The sequence below is a fragment of the Nonomuraea sp. H19 genome, from assembly GCF_052068215.1.
Lineage (GTDB): Bacteria > Actinomycetota > Actinomycetes > Streptosporangiales > Streptosporangiaceae > Nonomuraea.
Window position 1 is genome coordinate 1 of record NZ_JBQHCV010000020.1, and the last position, 25594, is coordinate 25594.

The following is a 25594-nucleotide window of genomic DNA, read 5'->3' on the forward strand; positions in this document are numbered from 1 at the left end:
CCACGCTGACCACAGCGAGGAAACGACCTCCAGCCGAATCCCTCAGCCGACCAGCTCAAGGTCGAGAAAGATCGAGGTTAGACGTGGGCCGTTGCCATTCGCGCGCTGCGAAAGCGTTCGCGCTTCAATCCACAGATACGGCAAACGATGGCGGCGCAGGTGAAACCGATGAAACGCCAGCCTTTGCCTGAAGCTGGGTGACCTCTCCGGGGCGCATTCACTAGGGTGTTATGTCGGGAGTATCCATTGGCAGGTTGCCATGGCGAATTGCCGGCTGAACGACCGCAGTAAGGCAACGCGATTCAATGGGCTCCCCGGTCGATGCGCCGATCGGCGGTCCTGGGAACCGATCCGGCCCTTCTCGAGCCCGGCCATTCTGGTCGTCGGGCAAATCCACACCACACGGTTTGGAGTATCTCCATGTTCAAGGAAACTCTAGCCGGAGGCGCCCTGGTCGCCGCTGCCCTCGTCGCTCCGATGACGATACCGGCCCAGTCCGCGGTCGCCGCTCCGGCGGCTCAGACGACGACAGAGCGCTCAATGTCTGTCGCACACCCGTGCAGGTTCCACCCGAATCCAGCCAGATGTCGGCGACTGAATCACCCGCAGTCCTCCGATCACAACCTGCGGGGCAGGCGCCAGCAGCAGCAGCAGCAACAGCAGCAACAGCAACAGCAACAACAGCAGCAGCAACAGCAGCAGCAGCAACAACAGCAACAACAGCAGCAACAACAGCAACAGCAGCAACAACAGCAACAGCAGCAACAACAGCAACAGCAGCAACAACAGCAACAGCAGCAGCAGCAGCAACAGCAACAGCAGCAGCAACAGCAGGAGGATTAAGGAGGCATAGAAAGGCTGGATGCTATGTCCAGCTAGCGCAATCGCCCCATGGAGACATAGCTCCATGGGGCGACCCATGTCGAATGCGTGCCGTAGCAATCGGTGAAGGCGCAGCCCATTACGGTATTCAGCCCTCTCGTGCTCCGGGTGATGAGCGCGTGTGTGATCTCGAGCAGTCCCCTGCGCGAGGACGTCATCTGCTGCACGTCGAATGAAAAGCAGGCTTTGCCTGGGGCTGGGTGACCTCTCCGAGCGCCTTCGCTAAGGTGGATTATTGGGAGTAACACATTGGCGTGTTGCCATGGCGAATTGCCGGCTGAACGACCGCAGTAAGGCAACGCGATTCAATGGGCTCCCCGGTCGATACGCCGATCGGCGTTCCCGGGACCGATTCGGCGCTCCTTAAGCCCGGCCATTCTGGTTATCGGGCAAGCTCATCACAATATGGAGGAGTGTCTCCATGTTCAAGGAAACCCTAGCCGGGGGTGCGCTGGTAGCCGCTGCCCTCGTCGCTCCAGTGACGATGCCCGCACAGTCCGCGATCGCCGCTCCGGCGGCTTCAGCCGCAACAGAGCGCGTAGAGCCTGCTACTCATCCCTGCAGGTTCCACAGGAATCCCGCTAGGTGTTTTAGGAGGGGACACCAGCAGCAACAGCAGCAGCAGCAACAACAGCAACAGCAGCAACAGCAGCAGCAGCAACAGCAGCAGCAGCAGCAGCAACAGCAGCAACAGCAACAGCAGCAGCAACAACAGCAACAGCAACAGCAGCAGCAGCAGCAGCAGCAGGAGGACTAAGGAGGTCTAGCCAAGGCTGGATGCTATGTCCAGCTTGCGTAATCGCCCCATGGGGACATCTCCCCATGGGGCGACCCTTTTGAGCGGAACGGAACCCGCAGTGTGCGGCGCTCATGAGCGCCTGGGCGCGACTCCGCGCCGATTCGTCGCCTCGCGGATGGCAAGGCTGGCAGAACATATGGAGCCATGGTGGAGCAAGTTGGGAGGCGAGCCGAGATCTGGGAACGATCAGCAGTAGGTGATCGTCAACTCACAGGGAGTTCATGATCTCGGGGGGCCGAAGATGTGTGACTATCCACCGTCCGCGTTCATCCGTAGTGCACCATCCAACCCCAAGCGAGCCCGTGGGCCGCTCCATATGGCGCTCGCATTCGCCGCTGCCGTGGGATTCGGCGCCGGTGTCGGCTATTCCGCTGGGCATGCCGCACAAACTGCTCGTCCTAGTATCCAACCCCTTGCTGCGAAACCGGCTCCAACACGTTCGGCTCTTTCTTCCACTCCTACGCCAAGGCCGGTTCAGCGGGCGCCGGTCGCCGCGCCGAACCGGGCACCCGCTCGGCAGCTCAAACGACCGGCCACGCAGCAGAGGAGACCGGTTTCGCAGCAGAGGAATCGCGTGGAGTACGTCCAGACGCACCAGCCTCAGGTCGTCAAGAAGCGGGTTCAGGTGAAGCACCCGCAGCGCCTCCGTCTCGACGGCCTCAGGGAGCGCATACGCCGGGCCGTCTATTCGCGGATGCTGAAACACCTGGTGGGGCGACCACCCCCTGATGCGGCGACCGTGCTGGACCGCCTTCACACCCCCAAAGGGCCGCCGTCCGGCCGGTGAACCGGTTGTGGCCGCGCGGCCGGTCGTCATCGGCTAGGCCTTGCCTCGGAAGACCTCGATGAGGCTGGCGTAGCTGGTGCCGGCCTGGCCCGCGTTGATGGCGCGCTCGGTCAGGGCCTGGATGCGGGCGGGCCAGTCGGTGTCGATGCCGGCGGCCGCGCTCTCGCGCACCAGGTATTTCATGGTGGCCAGATGCGTCTCCAAGGCGGCGTCCTCGGCCGGGTAGGCGCCGCGGTCGATCTGGTCGGCGTAGGCGCTGATGAACCCGGTCACGCTGGCGACCCACTGGTTGGCGAACGGTGCGAAGGTGCTCGCGTCGACCTTGGCCGCACCCAGCAGCGCGGCTCCGTGCAGGAATGCGTTGAGCGTGCCCCACATGATTCCGAGCAGGGCTACGTCGTACAGGGACGCCAGGCCAGGGTCCGCGCCGAAGAAGGTCGCGGTGCCGAGCCGGTTGAGGCTGTCGCGGTGCTGCTCGAACGCCTCCGGCGAGCCGCTGAACAGCAGGAACGCTTCCGGGTGGCCGATCACGTCGGGGATCGCCATGATGGCACCGTCGAGGTAGTCGCCGGTCCACGCCGACAGCTCGCGGGCCTCGTCGGAGGTCCCGGAGGTCAGGTTGACGAGGGTCCGGCCGGCGAGGTCGGCCCGGTGCGGGCCGAGCGTCTGGCGTACCGCGGCGGCGTCAGTGAGGCAGACGACGACCAGGGAACTCGCCCGGAGGGCGTCGGCCGCGGACGGCGCGAGCACGGCTCCTTGGGCGATCAGCTCGTCCGCCTTGCCGGGCGTGCGGTTCCACACCGTCGTCGGATGGCCGGCCTTGACGAAGGCGGCGGCGAGGGCCTTGCCCATCAGGCCCAGGCCGATGACGGTGACGGGTGCGTTGCCAAGATCGGTGTTCAGCGTGTTGGTCATGGTCCGACTGTGCGGGAGGGAGGTTCCGATCGGTCTCCGGAAAGGTTGCGGCGAGGTTGTGGGTAACGTGGCGGGGTGCGCTTCGGAGTGCTGGGTCCCCTGGAGGTATGGACGTCGGACGGGCGGCAGGTCCGGGTTCGCGAGACCAGGATCCGCACCCTCCTGACGGCGCTGCTGGTGCACCGGGGCCGGGCCGTCTCGGTGGACCGGCTCATCGACGCGCTGTGGGGCGACGCGCCCCCGGTGAACGATGTCCGCACGCTGCGGTCCAAGGTCTCCCTGCTGCGGCGTACCTTCGAAGAGGCCGAGCCGGGCGGCCGCGACCTGATCGATTCCCAGGCGCCGGGGTACGTGCTGCGGGTGGACGACGACGCGGTCGACGCCGGACGCTTCGAGGCGTTGCTGCGCCGCGCCCAGGCCGTCACCGGCGACCCGCGCGCCAAGGCTCGACTGCTCGGCGCGGCGGCAGGGCTGTGGCGGGGCGCGACGGCGTTCGCCGGCCACGCCGATGAGGAGTTCGTACGCGCCGAAGCCCGGCGGCTTGAAGAGCAGCGCTTGGCCGCGCTCGAAGAGCTCGCCGAGGCGCGGCTCGAACTCGGCGAGCACACGCTGCTGGCGGGCGAGCTGAGCGAACTCGTCGCCGCGCATCCGCTGCGCGAGCGGCTGCGGGCGGCGCATGTCCGCGCCCTCTACCTGGCGGGCCGGCAGGACGAGGCGCTGGCCAGTCTCGGCGAGTTACGCGACCGGCTGCGCGACGACCTCGGTCTCGACCCCGGCCGCGCGCTGGCCGAGCTGCACGAGGCCATTCTGCGGCAGGATGCGGCCCTCGCCCCCGCCGCAGCGCCCGAGGCCCGGCCGCGCGGCAACCTGCCCGCGCCGCTGACGGACCTGATCGGCCGCACCGAGGAGGTGCGCAGGATCGACACGCTGCTGGCGTCCGAGCGGCTGGTCACGCTGACCGGGGTCGGCGGGGTCGGCAAGACCCGGCTGGCATTGGAAGCGGCCGTGCGCCGCACCAAAACACTCCCGGACGGCGCCTGGCTGGTGGAGCTTGCCACGGCACATACCGCGGCCGATGTGCACGAGACCGTCGCGGCGGTGCTCGGCCTGCGGGACGACCTGCGCGCGCCCGCACGCTCCCTGCCCGGCCAGCTCGCCGACGCGCTCGCGGGCCGGGACATGCTGCTGGTGCTGGACAATTGCGAGCACGTCGTCGAGCCGGTCGCCGAGCTGACCGCACGGCTGCTGCGCGCCGCGCCCGCCCTGCGGATCCTGGCGACCAGCCAGGAGCCGCTCGCGGTCGCCGGCGAACGCCTGTGGCCGGTCGCGCCCTTGGACCTGCCCGGCCCGGACGTGGACCGACCGGAGCAACTGGAGCGGTCGAACGCGGTGCGGCTCTTCGTCGCCCGCGCCACCGCCGCATCCCCCGAATTCCGCCTCCAACCGGACAACGCGGAGGCCGTCGCCACGATCTGCCGCCGCCTCGACGGCATCCCGCTCGCGCTGGAGATGGCCGCCGCCCGCGTGCGCCTCATGCCGGTGGCCGACCTCGCCGCCCGGCTCGACGACCGCTTCCGGGTGCTCACGGCGACCCTGCGCGCCGCGCCGGCACGACAGCGCACGCTGCGCGCGACCATCGACTGGAGCTGGGGCCTGCTCAGCGAGCCGGAACAGATCGTGCTGCGCCGCCTGGCCGCATGCGCCGACGGCTGCACGCTGGAGGCCGCCGAGGCGGTGTGCGCCGACGGGCCGGTGCGCCGCGACGACGTCCTCGACCTGCTCGGACGGCTGGTCGACCGGTCGCTGGTCGTTCAGCACAATGGCCGCTATCGGCTGCTGGAGTCGGTCGCGGCCTATGGCACGGAGCGGCTGGCCGAGGCGGACGACGACGAGGACCCGCGAACGCGCGAGCGCCACCTCGCCTATTACGCCGACTTCGCCGAGCACGCCGACGCCCGGCTCCGGGGCCGCCGGCAGCGGCAATGGCTGGAACGGCTGGAGGCCGAGGCCGCCAACGTCCGCGCCGCCCTCGCGCACGCCGTGCGGAGCGGCTTCGCCGATGCGGCGCTGCGGCTGGTCAACGCGCTGGCGTGGTTCTGGTTCCTGCGCGGCCGGTTCGCCGAGGCGCGCCGCTCGCTCGACCTCGCGCTGTCGGCCGGCGGCACCCCGGAGCGGAAGGCGGCCGCCCGGGCCTGGCGGGCGGGCATGTCGCAGCTCCTGCTCGACACGTGCGAGACCGACAGCCAGGCCGTGCTGAAGCTGTACGAAACCGTCGAGGATCCGGCAGGACGGGCCCGCGCCTGGTGGTTCCTCGCGTTGGGCAGGGCCGGGTTCGGCGATCCCGCGGCGGCCCTCGACCTCGCCGACCGGGCGCATGCCGGCTTCGACGCCCTGGGGGACCGCTGGGGTGCCGCCGCTGCGCTGTCGGTACGCGCCGAAGCCCTCCTCTACCAGGGCCGGCAGGACCAGGCACGCGCGGACGCCCGGCAGGCGAAGGCACTGTTTGAGGAACTCGGCGACGGATGGGGCCGGTTGCAGGCCGACTACATCCTCGGGGATCTGGCCGAGATGACCGGCGACTACGGTGCGGCCGAACACCTGCGCCAGGAAGGCCATCGGCTCGCTCACGACCTCGAACTGTGGAACGACGCGTCCAAGATGCTGGCGCGCCTCGGCCGCACCGCCGTGCTCACCGGCGACCTCGACCGCGCCGAGGAGCTCCACGAACGCGCCAGGCGGCTGGCCGCGGCGCACGCCTACCAGCGTGGCGAGGAATTCGCCGAGGTCGGCCTGGGGATCGTGGCCCGCCGCCAAGGCAGGCTGGACGACGCCGAGACCCACTTTCACGCCTGGCTCGACTGGTGCCGCAGGTGGGAAAGCGACCACGGAGTGGCGTTCATCTTGGCCGAGCTCGGCTTCATCGCCGAACAGCGCGGAGACGCCGACACCGCCCGCAAACTCCACCGGGAGGGACTCGACCACGCCGGCCGCACCGGCGACCCGCGCGCGCTCGCCCTCGCCTTCGAGGGCCTGGCCGGAGCCGAGGCGCTCGCGGGCGCCCATGCGCAAGCCGCCCGGCTGCTCGGCGCGGCCGCCGCGGCCCGCGACGCGGTCCGCACGCCGCTCCCCGCGGCCGAACGCGGCGACGTCGACCGCATCACCGAGGCCGTCCGTGCCGGCCTGACGCCGGACGCGTACGACCACGCCTTCGAGCAGGGCACTTCTCTGCGTTGGCCGGGGGGCGCCTCGATGGCCGATGCACTTCAGGATCGCGTTTCCGGCCGGCCATAGGGGGAGCCGGCCGGCGCGCTTACCGTGGGCCGCGGACTCGCGCCGCCGCCCCGATGCGCCTCGCTTCAGGCGAGGATGAGCTGGTGCAGCAGGTACATGTTGACGCCTGAGATGAGAGCTGCTGCCACGGCGCCCACAAAGGTGGTCACGGGCCGGTTGACCAGATCGCCCATGAGATCGCGGCGGCGGCTGATCAGCACGAGCGGGATCAGGGCGAACGGGATCCCGAACGAGAGCACCACCTGCGAGAGCAGCAGCACGGTGTCCGGTGGCACGCCCAGGCCGATGACCGCCAGCGCGGGCGCCATGGTGATGCTGCGGCGGACGAACAGGGGGATGCGCCGGCGCAGGAAGCCCTGCATGATGACCTGGCCGGAGTAGGTGCCCACGCCGGAGGAGGAGAGCCCCGAGGCAAGAAGCGCCGCGGCGAACGCCAGTGCGGCACCGCCGCCGACGAGCTGGGCGAAACCCTTGTGTGCGCCGTCGAGGCTGCCGTCGAAGCCCCCACCTGCCCCGTAGAAGACGGCGGCCGCCACGCACAGCATGGACAGGTTGATGAGCCCCGCCATGCCGAGGCCCAATGTGGTGTCGGCGCGAAGCACCCGCAGGGCGCGCTGTCGCTCGGCCGGCCCGTCTGGTGTCGGGCGGTCGGCGGTGAGGGCGGAGTGCAGGTAGATGACGTGTGGCATGACGGTTGCTCCGATGATGCCGATCGCCAGTACCACGGAGTCGATCCCGGCGAATGCGGGCACCATCCCGGACGCCAGGGCGGAAGCGGACTGGCCACCCGCGGCGACGAGGGTGTAGAGGAACCCGAAGGCGATCACTCCGAGCAGGAAGACGATGGCGAGCTCGAAGGGACGGTAGCCGCGTCGTTGGAGGGCGAGGATCGCGAAGCTGACCACCGCGGTGATCAGTGCCGCAGGGAGCATGGGGATCCCGAAGAGCAGGTTGAGTCCGATCGCCGCGCCGACGAACTCGGCGAGGTCGGTCGCCATGGCCACGACCTCGGCCTGCGCCCACAGGCCGAGGACGACGGGGCGGCGGAAGGTGTCCCGGCACAGCGTCGGGAGGTCACGGCCGGTGGCCAGACCCGTCTTGGCCGACAGATACTGCACGAACATGGCGACCAGGCAGGCGGACACCAGCACCCACGCGAGCAGGTAACCGTGGCGCGCCCCCGCCTGGACGTTCGTGGCGAAGTTGCCTGGGTCGACGTAGGCGACGGCGGCCACGAAGGCCGGGCCGAAGAACGTGAGGCCACGCCGTACGGGCCGGCGTGCGGCCTGGCCGGCGGCGGGCGCGGGTGACGCGTACGTGCCAGTGCTCATCCGTGAGCCTCCTGCCGTTCGGGGTCCGGACCGTCGAGTTCGGCGGGGACCGGCTCCGTGACGACCTCGACGCGTTCGAGCAGGCGCTTTCGCAACATCCGGCGAAGGCGCACGATCGAGTCCTCGTTGAGGTGGTGCAGCGGGTCGTCGTACGTGGTCAGCTCGATCCGCGCGCCCAAGGACGCCAGGGCGCCGGCGGTCTTCTCAACCCGGGCGAGTGGGACGAACTCGTCATCCTCGGCGCACAGCAGCACGGCCTCGGTGCCGGGCAGGCCGCTTCCCGGGACGGCAGCCCAGGGCCTGGCCTCCGGACCGAGGTATCCGCCGGTGTGGAGAAAGACGCCGGCACATGACGGCTGCTCCCGTAGCAGGTACTCCGCGAGCAGGCAGGCCCCCTGCGAGAAGCCGAACAGGACCACGTCCCGCGGCGCCCAGCCCATCCGGCCGAGGTCGGCGAGGTGGGTCCGCACCGTGTTGAGAGCGTGGTCAAGTCGCGGCTGGTTCTGCTCGATCGCCGCGAGGAAGCTCTGCGGATACCACGTGTCGCTGTCCGCCTGCGGCGCCACCCATGCCACCCCCGGGAGGTTGACGCGGTCGGCCTGCTCGACCATGAAGCGCGGGCCCTGGCCCCGCCCGTGCACCGCGTAGACGACCAGACCTGCCTCGGTCAGCCGCGCCCCGTGTGACACCGGCGGGGCGGCCAGGTGCGGGTTCGCGGGCGCGACGGTGAAAGCCGTTGTGTCCATGTCAGTCGACCTCCCGGTCCTGCGCGGGCTCGCCGGCCCAGGCGCGCGTGAGCATGTCGGTGAGCTCTTCGATCCCCACCGGCACGGGGTTGTCCGCCGGCACGTACGGCAACACCAGCCGGGCCGCCTCGGGGATGTCCTCGCGTCGCATGCCGTAGTCGGCCAGCGCGCGCGGGGCGTCGAGTTCCTCGCGAAGCGCGTTCAAGCCCGCCACCGGCGTGGCACTGCCCAGGGCGGTGGCGATGCGGCGCGCGGCGTCCGGGGCGCCCCGCGCGTTGAGCTCCAGCACGTAGGGGAGCACGGTGGCGTGGGTCTGCGCGTGCGGCAGGTCGTACGCCCCGCCCAGCACATGACAGATCTTGTGGTGCAGGCCCGACCCCGCGGAGGTGAAGGCCACCCCGGACAGGTAGCAGCCGTACAGCGCGGCGTCCCGCCCGTCGACGCCGTCCGGCCGGCGGGCGATGCGGCGCAGCCCGTCCACCACGGCGCGCAGGCCCTCCATTGCGAAGGCCTGATTGATGGGGTTGGTGCGCGGGGCCCACATGGAGTCGACGCAGTGCGCGGCGGCGTTGAGCCCGGAGGCCACCGAGAGGCCGACCGGCAGTGACATGGTCAGCTCGGAGTCGTACACCACGGTCACCGGGAGGACCGCGTCGTCCACTCCCGTGGTCTTGCGGGAGGCCTCGGTGAGCCCCCAGACGTTGGTGGCCTCGGACCCGGCGTACGTCGTGGGGACGGCGACGATCGGCAGCCGCGTCGTCAGCGCCACCGCCTTGGCCAGCCCGGTCGTGGACCCGCCGCCCACGCAGACGAGAAGGTCGGCTCCGCATCCGGCCGCGGCGGCCCGGGCGGCCTCGGCCTTCTCCACGGGCACGTGGGGCCGTACGTCGCTGTGCCGGAGCACGACCGGAAGGCCGGTGGTGACACGGTCGGCGATCTCGGCCTCGGGTGGCGCGGCGATCACCATGACCCGGCGGGCGCACAGGCGGTCGACCTCCGCGCCGAGGTTTCGGGCGGCACGGCCGTACCCGAAAAGCACGCGCTGCCCGAGCGTGACGTTCTCGAAGGTGAGGCTCACTGTTCGCTCCTGGTGCGGGGTGGGCTGGGGGTCCCTTCCGTGATCACGGCGCCCCTCGCTCCACGACTTGAGGGACGCCATGAGCACGAAGGTCAGTCGGTCGTCACCGGCTCCAGTCGCGCGAGGATGCTCTCCCGCTCGCTCTCGAACTGCGGCGGCAGCATGAAGTTCTTGCCGAGTTCCTCGGCCGGCTCGTCGCAGTCCCAGCCGCCCTCGTCGTCGGTGACCGCCAGCTCGAACAAGGCCCCGCCCGGGGTCCGTACGTAGTGGGACTTGAAGTAGGTGCGGTTCTTCAACTCCGAGATGTCGGTGTAGCCGGCGCCCTCGATGTCGAACCGCACCGCGGCCTGGTTCTCCAGCGTGTCGAGGTTCCAGGCGAAGTGGTGATAGGTGCCGGCGCCGAAGGTCCACGTGCCCTGGTCGTCGGTCCGGTTCCCGCGCAGCTCGACGAAGTTGCCGTATCCCTGCGTCCCGACCTGGAAGCAGGCGATGTCGCCCTCCTCCTCGATCTTTTCCTGGGAGAAGAACGCGTCGTTCGCGAAGTCGACCATGCGGTCCTGGTCGTACACGTGGATGCCGATGCCGTGGATGCCGTGGATCGCGGCCTCGGCGGACACGCCGCTGCCGGTGAAGCCCTCGCGCGGGTCGTCCTCGTTCCCGACCAGGACGTACTCGAGGCCGGACGGGTGGTGGAAGGCGATCCGGCCACGGCCGAAGGCCTCGAAGCGCTTGTTCTCGACGTCGTGCTCGCCCAGCCGCTTCGCCCAGTAGTCGAGCGAGCCGGCCGGTACCGAGAGGAGAACCTCACGCGCCTGGTTGGTGCCGCGCTTGCCGTACGCCCCGGCCTGGGCGAACGGGAACGTCGTCACCACGGACGACGGGTCGCCGTTCGCGTTGGAGTAGTAGAAGTGGTAGATCGGCGCGGAACCGTCGTACAGCACCGTCTTCTTGATGAAGCGCATACCCAGGACCTTGGTGTGGAAGTCCACATCCTCCTGGGCACCGGCCACGGACAGTGTCACGTGGTGGGAGCCGACGAGATAGGTCATGTGCTCGGTTCTCCTCCTCAGGTCATGCCGGAGCGAAGGCTCCGTCGAGTTCGTACGATTGTCATACGATACGACCGTCGGGTCAACATGCTCCCAAGTGCAGATCTTAGAGAAGCGGGAAGAGCGAGATGGCGGAGAAGCAGCCAAGCCTGGAAGCCGATTGTCATACATTGCGCCTGCGAGCTCGGCTGCGCTAGCGTGGCTCGCGGCTTTCCTGTCCGACAATCATACGAGGATGCTGTGAGCGATCCGCCCGCCGACGACACGTACGAGGTCCTGATCGTGCGCTACGCGTCCCGCACGACGACCCGCGGCGTGGTCTTCCTCAACTACCACCTGTACGGCGAGCCGGATGCGCCCATCGGGATGGACTACTACGTCTGGGTCGTGCGGAACCAACACCGGACTCTCGTCGTCGACACCGGCTACAGCGAGCTCGGCGGGCGCAACCGGCAGCGGGGCCACCTCATCCATCCCGGAGAGGCGTTCCGCCGCCTGGGCGTCGAGCCGGCGGAGGCCACCGTGGTCCTCACCCACGCCCACTACGACCACGTGGGCAACGTGGACCTGTTCGCGGACTCGAAGGTGATCGTGCCGCGGACGGAGTACGACTTCTGGACCGGCGACTGCGCGCGGCGCTTCCAGTTCCACCACACCATCGAGCAGACCGAGATCGACCACCTGCGGGCGGTCCGCGAGCAGGGCCGCATGGCGTTCCACCGCGGCCACGAACAGATCGCGCCGGGTGTGGAGATGATCGAGCTCGGCGGCCACTCGCCGGGGCAGGCGATCCTCCGTGAACACCAGCGAAGGCCTCGTGCTGCTCGCCTCCGACGCCACGCACTACTACGAGGAGCTCGAGCGCGACCTGCCGTTCCTCGTCGTCGCCGACCTCGAGGCGATGTATCGGGGCTTCGACTACATGAACCAGCTCATCGCCGATCGTGACGCGATCCTCGTCCCCGGCCACGACCCGGCCGTCCTCGACCGCCACCGTCGGCTCGACGGCCCGATGGGGGAGTTCGTCGCGGTGATCGGCGGCCCAGGAGGGGAAACAGCGGCATGACGAGCACGAACCCGCCGGTGGGCTTCATCGGCCTCGGCAACATGGGCGGGCGGATCGCCCGTTGCCTGGGGGCGGCCGGATACGACGTCCTCGGCCATGACCCGCGTACGGACAACGTCACCGCGTGCGGCGCCACGGCGGCGGCGTCCGTCGCCGAGGTCGCGCGGGCGTGCGACGTCGTCCTCCTCTCGCTGCCGGAGAGCAAGGTCGTCGAGTCGGTCGTGCTGGGCGGGGACGGAGTGCTCGCCAACGCCCGTGCGGGTCAGGTGGTGATCGACCTCAGCACCTCCGCCCCCGCCTCCACCGTGCGCCTGCACGAGCAGCTCGCCGAACGGGGCGCCACCCTGGTCGACGCCGGCATCTCGGGCGGTGCCGCGGCGGCGGAGAAGGGGACGCTCACCCTCATGGTCGGCGGCGACCCGGCGACCCTCGAGCGGGTGCGTCCACTGCTCCTCGCGTTCTCCGCCAACGTCTTCCACTGTGGATCCGCCGGGGCCGGGCACACCGCCAAGCTGCTCAACAACTTCCTCAACGCCGTCGCGCTCTCGGCGACGGCCGAAGTGATGGTCGCCGGGCGCAAGGCCGGGCTCGATCTGCGGGTGCTGCTCGAGGTGCTCAACACGAGCTCGGGCGTGAACTTCGCGACGCTGAACAGGTTCCCGAAGATCGTCAACGGTGACTACCTCAAGGGCGGCCTGACCAACGCGCTGATGATGAAGGACGTCCTCGCCTACGTCGACCTCGTCACGGGGCTCGGCGTCGCGAGCCCCAACTCCTCCGCCCCGCTGGCCTCCTTCGGTCTCGCCCTCCAGCTGGGCTACGCCGACGACATCAGCAACACCGTCGTCGACGCGATCGGCGACGTCTCGGGGCGAATCCGCATCCACGACGGCGCGTACGACGCCGGGAAGGACAGGTCGTGAAGCTCATCCACGGAACCACCCAGCACGGCCCAGGCGCCAAGACCGGCTCGCGGTTCACCGGCACGGTGCACGCCTACCTCACCATGCCAGCCACCGACGGCGTGACCATCAACACTGTCGCCTTCACGCCCGGCGCCCGCACGTACTGGCACGTCCACGAGCACGGCCAGATCCTTCAGGTGCTGGGCGGGAGCGGCTACATCGCGACCGAGCAGGGCGGCGTCCGCCTGCTGCGCGCCGGGGACACCGTGTGGTGCCCACCCGGCGAGCGGCACTGGCACGGCGCCGCCCCCGACTCCTTCATGACCCACACGGCCATCTCGCTCGGGACGACCTCCTGGGCCGAGGAGGTCAGTGCGGAGCAGTACACCGCGCCCGTCTCCGAAGAGGAATGAGCCCATGACGACCGACATCACCCACCGCGACACCTACGAGGCCGGTCTGGCGATGCGCAAGGCCGTGCTCGGCGCCGAGCACGTCGAACGCTCACTGGCCCAGGCCAGCGAGTTCTCGCGCCCGATCCAGGAGCTGGTCACCGAATATTGCTGGGGCGTGGTGTGGAACCGCTCCGGGCTGGAGCCGCGTACGCGCAGCCTGCTCAACCTCGCCATGCTGACCGCGCTCAACCGCAACCACGAGCTCGGCGCCCACGTCAAGGGAGCCCTCACGAACGGGGTGACAGTCGAGGAGATCCAGGAGGTGCTCCTCCAAGCGGCCATCTACGTCGGCGTCCCGGCGGCGCTGGAGTCCTTCCGCGTCGCCGAGCGGGTGATCGGTGAGGTCACAGGCGATGTCTGAGCCATCCTCGGTCGCCTTCATCGGCCTGGGCAACATGGGTGCGCCGATGTCATTGCGCCTGCTCCGCGCCGGGTACGCCGTGACCGGGTTCGACCTGAGTCCGGGTGCCCGTGCCGCGGTGGCCGCCGGCGGCGCCCGTACCGTCGAAACCGCGGCCGAAGCGGTCCGCGGCGCCGACGTCGTCATCCTCATGCTGCCCAGCAGCCAGGCGGTCGAGGCGGTGCTCGGCGACCCGGCGGTCGGCGAGGCCCTGGCAGCGGGCAGCACGGTCCTGGACATGAGCTCCTCCGACCCGCTGTCCACCAGACGTCTGGCGAACGGCCTCGCGAACCGGGACATCACCCTTGTGGACGCACCGGTCTCCGGAGGGGTCGAGGGCGCCCAGAACGGCACGCTCACGATCATGGTCGGTGGCGCGGCCGGCGACGTCGATCGGCTCGCCGCGCTGCTGGAGACCATGGGCACCGTCCGGCGCGCCGGCCCGGTGGGTGCCGGGCACGCGCTCAAGGCCATCAACAACCTGCTCTCGGCCACGCACCTGCTGGCAACCGCGGAGGGAGTGCTGGCCGGCGAGCGGTTCGGGCTCGACCCCGCGATCATGGTCGAGCTGATCAACGCGGCCAGCGGCCGCAGCGGGTCGACCGACAACAAGTTCCCGAACTTCGTGCTGCCGGGCACCTACGACTCAGGCTTCGGCATGAACCTCATGGTCAAGGACATGCGCATCGCCGTCCATCTGGCTCGCCGGCTCGGCGTCGCCGGCCCGCTCGCGGAGAGCGCCGTGGCCGTCTGGGAGCGCGCCCTGGAGGACCTGCCGGAGACCGCCGACCACACCGAGATAGCACGGTGGACGTTCGAGCGGACCGCCGACCGGCAGCCGGTGACGAAATGAGCACGAGTGGGCCGTCACAGGAGCTCAGGGACGCCGTCATCGAGCTGCACGGCGAGTGGGACGAGTCGTGGGAGGCGGTCCTCGAGCTCGCGCCGCGGCTTCTCGCGGCGTACGTGCGGCTGGCCAGTGTGCCGCAGCGGAAGGGCCACCTCGACCCGAAGACCCGCGAGCTGGTCTATCTGGCGGTCGACGCGGCGGCCACGCACATGTACGCCCCCGGCGTGCGCCGGCACATCCGCCGGGCGCTCGAGCTCGGTGCGACCCCCGGCGAGATCGTCGAGGTCATCGAGCTCACGACGACCGTCGGGATCCATGCGATGAACATCGGCGTGCCGTTGCTCGCGGAGCTCCTCGAGGAGCGCGGTCTGCGCCACGGGCCCGGCGAACTCGACGAGTACCAGACCGAGCTGAAGGAGCGGTTCACGGCCAACCGCGGCTACTGGCACGAGTTCTGGGACGAGATCCTCGAACTCGACCCGGAGATGTTCGAGGCCTACACGGACTTCTCGTCGGTGTCGTGGCAGCACGGGTGCCTGGAGCCCAAGGTCAAGGAGTTCATCTACACGGCCTTCGACTGCGCCTCCACCCATCTCTACGTGGAGGGGTGGAAGGCGCACATGGACAACGCCCTCGGTTACGGCGCCACCATCGGCGAGCTGCTGGAGGTCATGGAGATCGCCGGCGTCATGGGCATGCAGAGCGCGCTGCAGGCCCTGCCGGTGCTGCGTGCGGAGCTGATGGGCCGATGAAAACGCCGGCCGCCCCGCTCCTACAGGCCTGGCACGCCAAGCCCGTGGGACGCGTGGCGGCCCCGCTGCGCGAGCAGGTCGTCGCCCTGCTGCGCGAGGCGATCCTGGACCTCAGCACGGATCCTGGTTTTCGACAGACATGAGGCGAATGACATGACACTGCGCGGACTGGCGGGGAAGGTCGCCGTCGTCACCGGCGCCGCGGGCGGCCTCGGGCGGGCCACGGTGCGGCGGCTCACCGAGGAGGGGGTGAAGGTGGTCGCCGTGGACCTCGACGAGAGTGCCGTCAAGGAGGTCGCCGACGCGGTGCCCGGCCGGGCCATCGGCGTCGGCGCGGACGTGACCACCGAGGCCGGCGTCGAGGCGTACATGGAGGCTGCCGTCGCCGCGTTCGGCGGGGTGGACCTGCACCATCTCAACGCCGGGATCGCCGGCTCCCTGGCCGACCTCGTCGACGTGTCCGTCGAGGAGTGGGACAAGGTGATGGCCGTCAACCTGCGGGGGCCCTTCCTCGGCGTACGGGCGGCGTTCCGCCACTACCTCGAGCGCGGCAGCGTCGGGTCCATCGTCATCACCTCCTCCATCGCCGGCCTGCGCGGCAGCAACGACCTGCTGGCGTACACCACCTCCAAGCACGGCACGGTGGGACTGGTGCACGGCGCCGCCGTCTACGGAGGGCCCATCGGGGTACGGGTGAACGCCGTCGCTCCGGGCATCGTGCCCACGCCGATCTTCGGCGAGGCGGGGATGGCGGACATGCGCCGGCGCGCGGCCACCTCGCCACTGAGGCGCGCCGGCCGGCCCGACGAGGTGGCCGCGGCCGTGGCGTGGCTGCTCAGCGACGAGGCCGGCTACGTCACCGGCGCGATCCTCTCCGCCGATGGCGGCGCCAGCGTGCAGAACACCAACCGGCGCGGCGGCGGAGCGGGTCTCTGGGACGTCTCGGTGACCGACCACGCGATCCTGGAGCGGCACCGGACGGGATCGGAGACGGTCCGATGACGGCGATGCGCGCGGCCGTGCTGCGAGGCTTCGAACGCCCCTTCACGGTGGAGACGGTGGAACTGCTCGATCTCGCGCCGACCCGGGTGCTGGTACGCACGAAGGCGACGCCGTTCTGCTCGACCGACGTGACCAGTTTCCACGGCCGCCTCGGCAAGGTCCCGCCGACGATCCTGGGTCACGCCTCGACCGGTGAGGTCGTCGAGGTCGGCAGCCTGGTCCGCGGGATCGAGGTGGGGCAGCGCGTCGTCGTACCGGGCACGCCCGAGTGCGGCCACTGCTTCTACTGCGGCATCGGCCGCCCGGACCAGTGCTCGGAGCTGTTCGACATCGGCGGCGTCTACCCGGACGTGGCGCGGACCTCCGACGGCCTCCTGGTGAACGCGGCCGGGTGCGTGGGCGGGTACGCCGAGATCATGAACGTCTCGCAGAACCAGGCCTTCCCGGTCGAGACGGACCTGCCGTGGCAGGTGCTCTCGCTCCTCGGGTGCGGCATCACCACCGGGGTCGGGGCCGTACTCAACGTCGCACGCGTGCGACCCGACGAAGTGGTCGCCGTCGTCGGCGCGGGACACGTGGGTCTCTGGGCGGTCCAGGCGGCGCGCCTGGCCGGGGCCCGTGAGGTGGTCGCGGTCGACCCGAAGGAGGAGCGCCGCCGGGTGGCGACGTCGGTCGGCGCCACGCAGGCGGTCCGCCCGGAGGACGCGCTGGAGGCCGTGCGAGGCCTCACCCAGGGGCGAGGAGCCGACAAGGTGATCGAGGCCGCCGGGCCCGCCGCGGCCCAGCGATTGGCGCTGGAGATCTCCCGGCGGGCCGGCACCGTGGTGCTGTCCGGCCTGAAGGATGCCGCCGGGGAGGTCACGCTGCCGCAGATACCGCTGGCGGTGCACAGCCGGCGGGTGATCAGCACGCAGAACGGCAACGTCCGCATGCGGCGCGACCTGCCGGCGTACATCCGGCTGCTGGAACGCGGCGCGCTGGACCCGGCGCCGATCATCACCGCCTCCTACCGGCTCGACGACATCAACACCACGCTCGAGCGGTCCGAACGGCTTGAGGACCTCTCGGGCGTGTTCGTCTTCTGACAGACGATCGCCGCCTCGCTCCTGCTCAATGCGCAGGACCGCTGTGTATGATCGTATGACATTAATGTGACCAGGCAAGGTGGGATGCTCATGTCCGCGAACTCGAACTCGCTCGCCTCGGCCTGGACCACGAGCCCGGTCGGCCGGGTCGCCGCACCGTTGCGTGAGCAGGTCATCACCGCCCTGCGAGAGGCCATCCTGGATTTCCGTCTCCAGCCGGGCCAGCGTCTGGTCGAGCGGGAGCTGGTCGAGCAGCTCAACGTCTCCCGCACGACCGTCCGTGAGGCACTTCGGGAGCTGACCTCCGAGGGCCTGATCGCGGTCGTGCCACAGAGGGGCGCCGTGGTCGCGGCGCCCACCCCGGACGATGCCCGCGATCTCTACGAAGTCCGGATCGCGTTGGAGAGCCTGCTGGTACGGCGGTTCGTCGAGAAGGCGTCCCGCCCGCGGGTGCACGCCCTCGAGGCGGCGGCGGAGCGGTTCGCCGAGGTCGCCTCGGAGGATCCCGTCGAGCTACGCAAGATCCTGAAAGCGAAGGACCACTTCAACCACATCCTGCTGGAGGGCGCCGGCAGCGAGGTGCTGAGGCAGCTCGTGGAAGGCGTCCAGGCCAAGGTGCGGGTGCTGCGGGTCAAGGCCATGTCGACGAGCCACGCCGAGGCTACCCAGGAGCTGCGCGACATCGTCGCGGCCATCCGGGAGCGGGACGCGGACACCGCGGCCGAGGTCTACGCCAAGCACATGCGGCGCACCGCCGCCAATGCCCTGGAGAACCTGAAGGAGACGACGGACCAGTAAGGCCGTCGCCTCCTCAGAACGTCAGCGGCTGCCCGAAGTGGTAACGCGACAGCGCTCCGTACGTGACGTCCCACTTGGCGGCGATGTGCGTCTTGAACATCGCCACGTCCCGGTAGTACTTCTCCATCGGCGAGCCGAGCCGCGCCGCGCTGGACCCGGCCGTGGAGAAGGCCAGATCGACCGCCTCGTTGGCGAGCTGGGCGGCTTGCAGGATCACGCCGCGCAGCCGGGCGTCGTCCTCGGGCGTGAACTCCTGGCCCGTGCGTTCCCAGCGCCGCCCCAGCTCGGTGTACTGGCGCATCGCGCCGAGCAGCAGAGTCTCGGCGGCGTCGATCTGCGCGAGCATCTTGCCGTACCAGCGGTGGTATTCGGCGGAATCGGTCCGCGGCATGAACGGCGGGAAGCTGGTGGGGCGCTCGGTCATCAGCTCGTCGAACACGTCGAGGGCCGCCCAGGCCGCGCCGATCTGGGTGGCGACGAGCTCGCAGTTGAAGAAGGCGATGGTCCGGCCCAGGTAGATCGGGTTGCGGTGCTGCTGGTAGCCGATCGTGCCGTGGGCGCCGAGAACGTGGTCCTTGAAGTCGTAGACGACGCTGAGGTGCTCGGGGACCATCGCGTCGTCGACCCGGATGGAGTTGGAGCTGGAGGCCCGCATGCCCAGGATGCGATCGCCGCCCCAGTCGTCGAGGATCTCGTATTCGCCCCGGGGGACGATGAACGCTCGCAGGCCGAGCGCCTCGCCCTGGTCGGTGAAGGTCGGCGCGACGAGCATCGCGTGGGTGCTCCACATCGAGCCGGAGCAGTAGTCCCACGTGCCGGAGAGCCGATAGCCGTGGCCGGCGCGGACCGCCCTGCCGCGCGGGATCGTGCGACCGGGCGCGATGAGATCGCCCGCGAAGAGCTCCGCCTGGGCCTGTTCGGGAAAGAACGAGGCGACGTGCCACGCGTGTCCGGCGCCGAGGATGAACGACCAGCCGACGCCCGGGTCACCGCGGGAGATCTCGATGCCGACCCGGAGGAAGTCCTCCAGGGACAGCTCCAGGCCGCCGTGCCGCTCCGGCTGGAGCATGCGGTAGAAGCCGGCGTCGAGGAGCTGCTTGTGGATCACCTCCGAGTAGCCGCCAAGCGCCTCGTGTTCTGCCTGCGCGGCCCGCAGAGCGGGGCGAAGACGGGTCGCCACCCCGAGGAGGTGGTCGACCGTGCCCTCGGCCGCAGGGTGGGCGGGTGCGGATGCTGCTGCGGCGTAAAGGCTCGTGGTCATCGAGCTCCCCTCTCAAGTTTTTGTATGACAATACTATAAGCAGTCACATGCCCCCTCGCCTAGTCCGATTGCCTGTAGCAAAGCGGCAACGTGCTCTTTACTGCTTCGTACGATTGTCATACAGTCCATGCCACAGAGTTCACACCCGAGTTCACACGGAGCCTGCCCGGCGGGCCTCCAGGGGAGTTGGTAGCGATGGCCACGCCGTCACCCGTCACGCAGGCCGGACCCCGCGTGGTCACCTCGCGTGAGTTCCGCGACGTCATCGGGCGGTTCGCCACCGGCGTCACCGTGATCACGACCGTACGCGACGGCATCCGGTACGGCAGCACCGCGAGCGCGGTCAGCTCTCTCACCGACGACCCGCCGATGCTGCTCACCTGCCTCAACCGGAACTCGGCGACCGCCGCCGCGGTGCGCGACAGCGGGGCCTTCGCGGTCAACGTCCTCGCCGAGGACCACGTTGACCTGGCCACGCGCTTCGCCTCCCGCGTCCCCGACAAGTACGACGGGGTGCCCACCGAGACGGCGTCGAACGGCTCGCCGTTGCTGGTCGGCGCCATAGCGCATCTCATCTGCCGGGTCGCCGAGCAGGTGGAGGCGGGCACCCACTACGTGTTCCTCGCCCACGTCGAGGAGGCGACGTCGTACCCCGGCCATCCGCTCGCCTACTTCCGCGGCCGCTTCGGCCGGATGCAGACGGCGCCGGAGGCCTCGGTCCTGCGCGAGGTCCGCGCCCGCGCGCTGGACGCGGGCAGCGACCTTGAAGAGATCATCGACACCGGCCGGTGGGCCGAGCAGCTCGGGGTGGAGGCGAACGTCATCCACCGCGCTCTGGTGGCGCTGGCCGACGAGGGGCTCATCCGGCGCGACAAAGGGAACTACCTCATCGCGCCCGTCCCGGACTCGATCATCGATGAGGTCTACAAGGCCAAGCTGGCCATCGAGATCGGCGTGGCGGAGCAGACCGTCGGCAAGGTGACCTCCGGCCAGAAGGCGCGGCTGCGCGAGCTCATGGAGGACACCATCGGCTTCGTCCAGAACGGCCGGTTCACCGACCCCGAGGGCTGGGTGCGCGCCAACGAGCGCTTCCACGAGTACATGGTGGAGCTCGCGGGGTCGGCGATCCTGCTGGACACCTACCGCCGCCTGGGACTGCCTGGGCTGAACCTGCGCGCCCTCGACCGGGGAAGCTACGCCTCCAGCTCCCTGCTCGACGACCACCTCGAGCTCGTCGAGGGCTACGAGACAGGCGATGTGGCCAGGGTCGTCGCCGCACTCCGGAACCACGCGCAGCGCCCGCTGGAGATGCGCCGCCAGGACCAACTGCGCCGCGGCGCGAACGCCGGCATGGCGTGACTCGATCGAACCTCGGAAGCCGACCCGGCAATCACATGTGCCCTCGGGCGAATAGGAGATGGCATGACCACAGCACCCGCCGCCGCGCCGCGCGACCTGGCCGCGCCCTCGGAGCAGGAGCTCGTCGAGCGAGCGAGGGCGATGCGGGAGGAACTCCTCGCCCGTCAGGAGGAGGCGGAGCGGCTGACCCACATCCCCCCGGACATCCACGAGAAGTTTCTCGCGAACCGGTTCTACGACATGTTCGTGCCGAAGACGTACGGCGGCCTCGAGACCTCGCCCCAGACGTTCTTCGAGGTGTGCAAGGAGCTCGCCCGGGGTGACATGGGCAGTGCGTGGTGCTTCGCGCTCGCCGCGAACCACGCTCTGCACGTCGCCTCCTGGTACCCCAAGGAGGTGCAGGACCGGGCGTTCGGCAATGGCGACTTCCGGGCCGCGTCGGTGTCCGCACCGACGGTCAAGGCGCGGAGAACCGAGGGCGGCTACATCCTCAACGGTGTCGTGGACTACTGCTCCGGCATCCCCTACTCGACGTGGTACCTCGGCCAATGCATGGTCGAGCAGCAGGACGGCTCGGCTCCGGTGATGGGTATGTTCCTCGCCCCGGAGAAGGCCTTCGAGCGCCTGCACAACTGGGGTGACTCGACCGGCCTCAAGGCCACGGGCTCCGAGAGCATCCGGTTCACCGACGCCTTCGTGGAGGCCGACCTCGTCATCGAGGACGCCAACATGATCGACATCCCGGTGAAGGACGGAACGGTCGGCTCCGAGCTGCACGGCAACCCCATGTACGCCGGGCGTGGACTGCTCACCTTCACGGTGTCCCTGGCCAGCCTGGCCGTGGGCGGGCTCTACCACGCCCTCGACGAGTTCGAACGGCTCATGCGCACGCGCAAGACCCCGTTGCCGCCGGTCCAGCCACGGCTGTACGACGTGGACTACCAGCGCCACTATGGCGCGGCGTGGACGAAGATCAAGACCGCCGAGCTGGCTCTGGACGGGGTCATCGCCAAGCACCTGGAGTACTGCCGCGCCACCGTCGACGGCAGCCGCGAGTACACCTTCCTCGACGACTGGAGCCTGGCCTGCGTGGTCCGCGAGATCATCGTCCAGCTCTGGGAAACGCTCGAACACGACCTGCTGCGCGTCATCGGGTCGGGGTCCATGCGGCAGGGCGAGCGGTTCGACCGGATTTTCCGTGACATGACCTCGCTCGTCACCCATCGCAACCCGATGCTGCGGGAGCAGGCGTTCCGTAACACCGCCTGCCTGCTGCTGGAGATCCCGTCACCTGAGGCGCGCTGACTCCGCGAGAGGACGCACCGTGAGCAAGACACCGCCCCACCTCGACGACAGAGTCGAGCCGATCACGATCCGCACCGGGTTCTTCTGGATCCCGGGGGAGCAGATCTCCACACCGCACGGCACCCTGCCGCGCGGCCCGCTCTACGTCGAGTGGATGGCTCCCGTCGAGGTCACCCGCCCGTACCCGCTCGTCCTCGTCCACGGCGGCGGCGGGCAGGGCACCGACTGGCTCGGCACGCCCGACGGCCGGCAGGGCTGGGCCTACGACCTGGTCCGGGCCGGATACGCCGTGTACGTGGTCGACCGGCCAGGCCACGGGCGCTCGCCGCACCACCCGGACGTTCTGGGACCGGTCGCACCGCCGTTGCCGCTGGAGTTCGCGAGTTTCCTGTTCGCGCCCGCCGACGCCGCCGAGACGCAGACCCAGTGGCCGTGGGACCGCACGTTCGAGGGCGAGGAGTTCCGCCAGCTCACGTCGGCGATGGGCTTCTTCATGGCCGACTTCGCCGAGGGGCAGCGGCTGGACGGCGAACGGCTCGCCGCACTGCTCGACCGGATCGGCCCGGCCGTGCTGGTCACCCACTCCGCGGGGAGCCCGGGCGGTTGGCTGGCCGCGAACCGGCGGCCCGAGCTGGTCAAGGGGATCGTCGCGGTCGAGCCCATGGGGCCGCCGTACGCCGACATCCCCGGGCTGGGCGAAATCACCTACGGCCTCACGTACGCCGAGCTGACGACCGAGCCGGCGATCGAGTCCCCCGGCCCGTTGAAGGCGTACCCCTCCCGCTATCGCATTCCCGGTCTGAGCGGCACCCCGGTCGCCGTCGTGACCGGCAGCGCGTCCGGCAGCGCGCCCCAGTCCCCGCCGCTGGTCGAGTTCCTGCTCGCCGTGGGCGCGGACGCCGAGCTGCTGGCTCTGCGGGACGCCGGCATCGTCGGCAACGGCCACGGGCTGATCCTGGAGGCCAACTCGGCCAGCACCGTCAAGCCGGTCGTCGCGTGGCTGGAGAAGTTGTCGTGACGGCCACCGTGGGGCAGGCGCAGGCCCTGCCGGAGGGCGCGGTACGCCGCCTGATCGAGATCGTCGGGGCCGACGCGCTGCTGCTGTCCGATGCCGAGCGGGACGCCTACCGGGATCCCTACTGGTTCCAGGGCGACCGCACCTACGACTCCTCCGCCGTGGTGTTCCCCAGCTCCACCGAGCAGGTGCGGGAGATCGTACGAGTCGCGAACGAGCATCGCATCCCGGTGTGGACCAGCTCCCAGGGACGCAACAACGGCTACGGCGGCCCGTCACCCCGGGTCCGGGGCTCCCTGCTGCTCAGCTTCCGCCGGATGAACCGGGTGCTGGAGGTCAACCGGGAGCTGGCGTACGCCGTGGTCGAGCCGGGGGTCCGGTGGTTCGATCTGTACGACGCGCTCGACGCCTCCGGCAACGGCGACCTGTGGTGCTCCATCCCGGACCTCGGCTGGGGCAGCGTGATCGGCAACTCCCTCGACAACGGGGTCACCTACGGCCCGAACGGCTCGGACTTCCAGAAGATCTGCGGGATGGAGGTCGTCCTCGCCGACGGGGAGCTGCTGCGCACCGGCATGGGCGCCGTACCGGGCAACCCGTCCTGGCACGTCTACCCACGCGGTCTCGGGCCGGTGCTCGATCCGCTGTTCATCCAGTCCAACTACGGCATCGTGACGCGCGCGGGCGTGTGGCTCCAGCGCCGTCCGGAGGCGTACGCCCCGATCTACCTCACCGTCCCCCGGGACGATCAGCTGGCGCAGGCGGTGGACATCATCCGCGAGCTCCGCCTCGACGGCGTGATCCGCGGCGTGCCGAACCTGCAGAACACGATCACGATGGCCGCGCAGTTCCCCGAGCTCCTCGGCGAGTTCATAGGCGCCGAGGGCCCGATGAGCGACGAGGCCCTCGACGGGATGGCCGCGCGGACCGGCATCGGGCGATGGGGACTGCGCACCGCGCTGTGGGGAGACCTCCCCGTCGTCGAGCACCAACTGCGGCGCGTCCGGGAGGCGTGGGCGGCCATCGAAGGGTCGCGGGTCGACCACAACCGCACCTTCCGGCGGGACGAGTGGGGCGAACTGACCACGTTCATGGAGAAGGTCCAGGCCGGGATCCCGAGCATGGACCTGATGGGAGTCGTCCCCGACTTCGTCGGGCACATCGGCTTCTCGCCCGTCGTACCGCTCACCGGAGGCGAGGTGCGCCGGGTCGTCGATGTGATCCGGCGGCTCGTCACCGAGCGGGCCCGGACGAACTTCGTGTGCGCGATCTTCCCCATCAACGACCGCAGCGCCATCGTGGTCAGCAGCCTCAGCTTCGACACGCGCGACGAGCAGCAGGTACGTGCGGCGGTGGACACCGCGAAGATGCTGGTCCGCGAGGTGGGCGCGCTCGGGTACGGCGAGTACCGCGCGCACCTGGACTTCATGGACCTCGCGGCCGACCAGTACTCCTTCAACGACCATGCCTACCGGCGCTTCGTCGAGAGGATCAAGGACGCCGTGGACCCGAACGGGATCCTCTCGCCGGGGCGGCACGGAGTGTGGCCCAGCGCCTACCGGATCCCGGAGGACCGCTCGTGACGGCGATCGCGGATGTGAACGGCCTGGTCGCCGTGGTAACCGGCGGTGCGTCGGGCATCGGCAGGGGCATCGCGCAGCGGCTGGTGGAGCGCGGCGCCCACGTGGTGATCGCCGACATCGAGGAGGACCCGCTGCGCGCGGCGGCTTGGGAGATCGGGGCCATGGCCGTGCGCACCGACGTCTCGGACGCCGGCAGCGTGCAGGCACTGGCCGAACAGGTCGTCGACCGGTTCGGCGAGGTGCACCTGGTGTTCAACAACGCCGGCGTGGGCCCGGAGTCGCCCATCGCGGACATGACCCTGGCGGACTGGAAGTGGATCCTCGACGTCAATCTCTACGGCGTCATCCACGGTGTCCACGCCTTCCTGCCGTTGCTGAAGCGGCACGGCGAGCCGGCGTACCTGGTGAACACGTCCTCCATGGGCGGCTTCGTCGCCGACATGCCCGGGCTGGGGGCGTACGCCACCACCAAGTTCGCCGTCATGGCGCTCACCGAGGCGCTGGCGTGCGAGCTGGAGCGGGAGGGGTCCAACGTGGGCGCCGCGGTGCTCGCGCCGGGGACGGTCCGCACCAACATCGCGCACAGCCTGCGCACCCGGCCCACCGAGGCGGAGGGTGGCAGCTTCACGCAGAACGACATCTCCCGGGACGAGCAGATCGCCGAACTGCGCTGGCTCGACCCGGCCGACGTGGGTGACATCGTGCTGGCCGCGCTCGCTCGTGGCGAGACCCACATCGTCACCCACCCCGAGTGGTACCCGATGGTCGCCCAGCGCGCGGCCGGGATCGAGGCGGCGTTCAATCGCGCTGTGAAGGAGGGATCTGAGGGCCAGTGACCCGAAGGACGTCGTCCGGGCATTCGTCGACGCACTCGCACGGA

General features: G+C 69.9%; 25 protein-coding genes and 1 pseudogene. 18 read left to right on the forward strand and 8 right to left on the reverse strand.

Annotation, left to right across the window (positions count from 1 at the left end; genetic code table 11):
• Positions 1 to 537: 537 nt before the first annotated feature.
• Together ACTMTI_RS36305 and ACTMTI_RS36310 are read right to left on the reverse strand one after the other, a co-directional pair.
• Positions 538 to 828, reverse strand: coding sequence for a hypothetical protein (locus ACTMTI_RS36305; protein WP_441125215.1), 291 nt, complete (start codon positions 826 to 828; stop codon positions 538 to 540).
• 574 nt (positions 829 to 1402) lie between these two features.
• Positions 1403 to 1606, reverse strand: a complete 204-nt coding sequence (locus ACTMTI_RS36310) for a hypothetical protein (RefSeq protein ID WP_441125216.1) — start codon at positions 1604 to 1606, stop codon at positions 1403 to 1405.
• Positions 1607 to 2255: 649 nt separating this feature from the next.
• On the opposite strand from ACTMTI_RS36310, the gene ACTMTI_RS36315 reads away from it, so the two are divergent.
• On the forward strand, positions 2256 to 2468 hold the full coding sequence (locus tag ACTMTI_RS36315; RefSeq protein ID WP_441125217.1) for a hypothetical protein: 213 nt from the start codon (positions 2256 to 2258) through the stop codon (positions 2466 to 2468).
• 33 nt (positions 2469 to 2501) lie between these two features.
• On the opposite strand, the gene ACTMTI_RS36320 is transcribed toward ACTMTI_RS36315, so the two are convergent.
• Positions 2502 to 3383 (reverse strand): NAD(P)-dependent oxidoreductase, encoded by an 882-nt coding sequence (locus ACTMTI_RS36320; RefSeq protein WP_441125218.1) that lies wholly within the window; start codon positions 3381 to 3383, stop codon positions 2502 to 2504.
• Between the two features lie 75 nt (positions 3384 to 3458).
• On the opposite strand from ACTMTI_RS36320, the gene ACTMTI_RS36325 reads away from it, so the two are divergent.
• Positions 3459 to 6674 carry a BTAD domain-containing putative transcriptional regulator gene (locus tag ACTMTI_RS36325; protein WP_441125219.1) on the forward strand — a complete coding sequence of 1072 codons (3216 nt, stop codon included), beginning with the start codon at positions 3459 to 3461 and terminating at the stop codon, positions 6672 to 6674.
• A 65-nt stretch (positions 6675 to 6739) separates the two neighbouring features.
• On the opposite strand, the gene ACTMTI_RS36330 is transcribed toward ACTMTI_RS36325, so the two are convergent.
• From ACTMTI_RS36330 to ACTMTI_RS36345, 4 genes are all read right to left on the reverse strand, one after another.
• Entirely contained in the window at positions 6740 to 8005 is a 1266-nt protein-coding gene (locus ACTMTI_RS36330) for an Nramp family divalent metal transporter (RefSeq protein ID WP_441125220.1), read from the reverse strand.
• Positions 8002 to 8751, reverse strand: a complete 750-nt coding sequence (locus tag ACTMTI_RS36335; protein ID WP_441125221.1) for an alpha/beta hydrolase — start codon at positions 8749 to 8751, stop codon at positions 8002 to 8004. The genes ACTMTI_RS36330 and ACTMTI_RS36335 overlap by 4 nt, the downstream gene beginning before the upstream one ends.
• A 1-nt stretch (position 8752) precedes the next feature.
• Positions 8753 to 9829: a maleylacetate reductase gene (locus ACTMTI_RS36340; protein WP_441125222.1), complete on the reverse strand. Its 1077-nt coding sequence runs from the start codon at positions 9827 to 9829 to the stop codon at positions 8753 to 8755.
• Positions 9830 to 9921: 92 nt separating this feature from the next.
• A complete protein-coding gene (locus ACTMTI_RS36345) occupies positions 9922 to 10878 on the reverse strand; it encodes a hypothetical protein (RefSeq protein WP_441125223.1) in 957 nt (318 codons plus the stop codon).
• A gap of 366 nt (positions 10879 to 11244) precedes the next feature.
• Between ACTMTI_RS36345 and ACTMTI_RS36350 the strand changes: the two are divergent.
• The 11 genes and pseudogenes from ACTMTI_RS36350 to ACTMTI_RS36400 form a co-directional block, all read left to right on the forward strand.
• A pseudogene (locus ACTMTI_RS36350) lies at positions 11245 to 11424 on the forward strand (MBL fold metallo-hydrolase); the annotation flags it as partial.
• A gap of 250 nt (positions 11425 to 11674) precedes the next feature.
• The gene (locus ACTMTI_RS36355; protein WP_441125434.1) at positions 11675 to 11944 is read left to right on the forward strand and encodes a hypothetical protein; all 270 of its coding nucleotides are present in this window, start codon (positions 11675 to 11677) and stop codon (positions 11942 to 11944) included.
• Positions 11941 to 12867, forward strand: a complete 927-nt coding sequence (locus tag ACTMTI_RS36360) for an NAD(P)-dependent oxidoreductase (protein WP_441125224.1) — start codon at positions 11941 to 11943, stop codon at positions 12865 to 12867. The genes ACTMTI_RS36355 and ACTMTI_RS36360 overlap by 4 nt, the downstream gene beginning before the upstream one ends.
• On the forward strand, positions 12864 to 13262 hold the full coding sequence (locus ACTMTI_RS36365) for a cupin domain-containing protein (RefSeq protein WP_441125225.1): 399 nt from the start codon (positions 12864 to 12866) through the stop codon (positions 13260 to 13262). Before ACTMTI_RS36360 ends, ACTMTI_RS36365 begins: the two co-directional genes overlap by 4 nt.
• A gap of 4 nt (positions 13263 to 13266) precedes the next feature.
• Positions 13267 to 13665 carry a carboxymuconolactone decarboxylase family protein gene (locus ACTMTI_RS36370; protein WP_441125226.1) on the forward strand — a complete coding sequence of 133 codons (399 nt, stop codon included), beginning with the start codon at positions 13267 to 13269 and terminating at the stop codon, positions 13663 to 13665.
• Entirely contained in the window at positions 13658 to 14557 is a 900-nt protein-coding gene (locus tag ACTMTI_RS36375) for an NAD(P)-dependent oxidoreductase (protein ID WP_441125227.1), read from the forward strand. Before ACTMTI_RS36370 ends, ACTMTI_RS36375 begins: the two co-directional genes overlap by 8 nt.
• Positions 14554 to 15306 carry a carboxymuconolactone decarboxylase family protein gene (locus tag ACTMTI_RS36380; RefSeq protein WP_441125228.1) on the forward strand — a complete coding sequence of 251 codons (753 nt, stop codon included), beginning with the start codon at positions 14554 to 14556 and terminating at the stop codon, positions 15304 to 15306. Before ACTMTI_RS36375 ends, ACTMTI_RS36380 begins: the two co-directional genes overlap by 4 nt.
• Entirely contained in the window at positions 15303 to 15449 is a 147-nt protein-coding gene (locus ACTMTI_RS36385; protein WP_441125229.1) for a hypothetical protein, read from the forward strand. Before ACTMTI_RS36380 ends, ACTMTI_RS36385 begins: the two co-directional genes overlap by 4 nt.
• A 10-nt stretch (positions 15450 to 15459) precedes the next feature.
• Positions 15460 to 16308: an SDR family NAD(P)-dependent oxidoreductase gene (locus tag ACTMTI_RS36390; protein WP_441125230.1), complete on the forward strand. Its 849-nt coding sequence runs from the start codon at positions 15460 to 15462 to the stop codon at positions 16306 to 16308.
• Positions 16305 to 17393: a zinc-binding dehydrogenase gene (locus ACTMTI_RS36395; RefSeq protein WP_441125231.1), complete on the forward strand. Its 1089-nt coding sequence runs from the start codon at positions 16305 to 16307 to the stop codon at positions 17391 to 17393. Before ACTMTI_RS36390 ends, ACTMTI_RS36395 begins: the two co-directional genes overlap by 4 nt.
• A 90-nt stretch (positions 17394 to 17483) precedes the next feature.
• On the forward strand, positions 17484 to 18191 hold the full coding sequence (locus ACTMTI_RS36400) for a GntR family transcriptional regulator (protein ID WP_441125232.1): 708 nt from the start codon (positions 17484 to 17486) through the stop codon (positions 18189 to 18191).
• A 13-nt stretch (positions 18192 to 18204) separates the two neighbouring features.
• On the opposite strand, the gene ACTMTI_RS36405 is transcribed toward ACTMTI_RS36400, so the two are convergent.
• Positions 18205 to 19452, reverse strand: a complete 1248-nt coding sequence (locus ACTMTI_RS36405; RefSeq protein WP_441125233.1) for an acyl-CoA dehydrogenase family protein — start codon at positions 19450 to 19452, stop codon at positions 18205 to 18207.
• 195 nt (positions 19453 to 19647) lie between these two features.
• Between ACTMTI_RS36405 and ACTMTI_RS36410 the strand changes: the two genes are divergently transcribed.
• The 5 genes from ACTMTI_RS36410 (at position 19648) to ACTMTI_RS36430 (ending at position 25550) form a co-directional block, all read left to right on the forward strand.
• Positions 19648 to 20811, forward strand: coding sequence for a flavin reductase (locus ACTMTI_RS36410; protein WP_441125234.1), 1164 nt, complete (start codon positions 19648 to 19650; stop codon positions 20809 to 20811).
• Positions 20812 to 20874: 63 nt separating this feature from the next.
• Positions 20875 to 22116: an acyl-CoA dehydrogenase family protein gene (locus ACTMTI_RS36415; protein WP_441125235.1), complete on the forward strand. Its 1242-nt coding sequence runs from the start codon at positions 20875 to 20877 to the stop codon at positions 22114 to 22116.
• 19 nt (positions 22117 to 22135) lie between these two features.
• Positions 22136 to 23134, forward strand: coding sequence for an alpha/beta fold hydrolase (locus tag ACTMTI_RS36420; protein WP_441125236.1), 999 nt, complete (start codon positions 22136 to 22138; stop codon positions 23132 to 23134).
• A complete protein-coding gene (locus ACTMTI_RS36425; protein WP_441125237.1) occupies positions 23131 to 24714 on the forward strand; it encodes an FAD-binding oxidoreductase in 1584 nt (527 codons plus the stop codon). The genes ACTMTI_RS36420 and ACTMTI_RS36425 overlap by 4 nt, the downstream gene beginning before the upstream one ends.
• The gene (locus tag ACTMTI_RS36430; RefSeq protein WP_441125238.1) at positions 24711 to 25550 is read left to right on the forward strand and encodes an SDR family NAD(P)-dependent oxidoreductase; all 840 of its coding nucleotides are present in this window, start codon (positions 24711 to 24713) and stop codon (positions 25548 to 25550) included. Before ACTMTI_RS36425 ends, ACTMTI_RS36430 begins: the two co-directional genes overlap by 4 nt.
• The last annotated feature ends 44 nt before the right edge of the window (positions 25551 to 25594 follow it).

Excerpts from the sequence above, each read along its gene's own strand:
- ACTMTI_RS36320 (WP_441125218.1), bottom strand. The coding sequence starts at position 3,383 with ATGACCAACACGCTGAACACCGATCTTGGCAACGCACCCGTCACCGTC.
- ACTMTI_RS36330 (WP_441125220.1), bottom strand. The coding sequence starts at position 8,005 with ATGAGCACTGGCACGTACGCGTCACCCGCGCCCGCCGCCGGCCAGGCC.
- ACTMTI_RS36335 (WP_441125221.1), bottom strand. The coding sequence starts at position 8,751 with ATGGACACAACGGCTTTCACCGTCGCGCCCGCGAACCCGCACCTGGCC.
- ACTMTI_RS36345 (WP_441125223.1), bottom strand. The coding sequence starts at position 10,878 with ATGACCTATCTCGTCGGCTCCCACCACGTGACACTGTCCGTGGCCGGT.
- ACTMTI_RS36360 (WP_441125224.1), top strand. The coding sequence starts at position 11,941 with ATGACGAGCACGAACCCGCCGGTGGGCTTCATCGGCCTCGGCAACATG.
- ACTMTI_RS36370 (WP_441125226.1), top strand. The coding sequence starts at position 13,267 with ATGACGACCGACATCACCCACCGCGACACCTACGAGGCCGGTCTGGCG.
- ACTMTI_RS36375 (WP_441125227.1), top strand. The coding sequence starts at position 13,658 with ATGTCTGAGCCATCCTCGGTCGCCTTCATCGGCCTGGGCAACATGGGT.
- ACTMTI_RS36380 (WP_441125228.1), top strand. The coding sequence starts at position 14,554 with ATGAGCACGAGTGGGCCGTCACAGGAGCTCAGGGACGCCGTCATCGAG.
- ACTMTI_RS36385 (WP_441125229.1), top strand. The coding sequence starts at position 15,303 with ATGAAAACGCCGGCCGCCCCGCTCCTACAGGCCTGGCACGCCAAGCCC.
- ACTMTI_RS36390 (WP_441125230.1), top strand. The coding sequence starts at position 15,460 with ATGACACTGCGCGGACTGGCGGGGAAGGTCGCCGTCGTCACCGGCGCC.
- ACTMTI_RS36395 (WP_441125231.1), top strand. The coding sequence starts at position 16,305 with ATGACGGCGATGCGCGCGGCCGTGCTGCGAGGCTTCGAACGCCCCTTC.
- ACTMTI_RS36400 (WP_441125232.1), top strand. The coding sequence starts at position 17,484 with ATGTCCGCGAACTCGAACTCGCTCGCCTCGGCCTGGACCACGAGCCCG.
- ACTMTI_RS36405 (WP_441125233.1), bottom strand. The coding sequence starts at position 19,452 with ATGACCACGAGCCTTTACGCCGCAGCAGCATCCGCACCCGCCCACCCT.
- ACTMTI_RS36410 (WP_441125234.1), top strand. The coding sequence starts at position 19,648 with ATGGCCACGCCGTCACCCGTCACGCAGGCCGGACCCCGCGTGGTCACC.
- ACTMTI_RS36415 (WP_441125235.1), top strand. The coding sequence starts at position 20,875 with ATGACCACAGCACCCGCCGCCGCGCCGCGCGACCTGGCCGCGCCCTCG.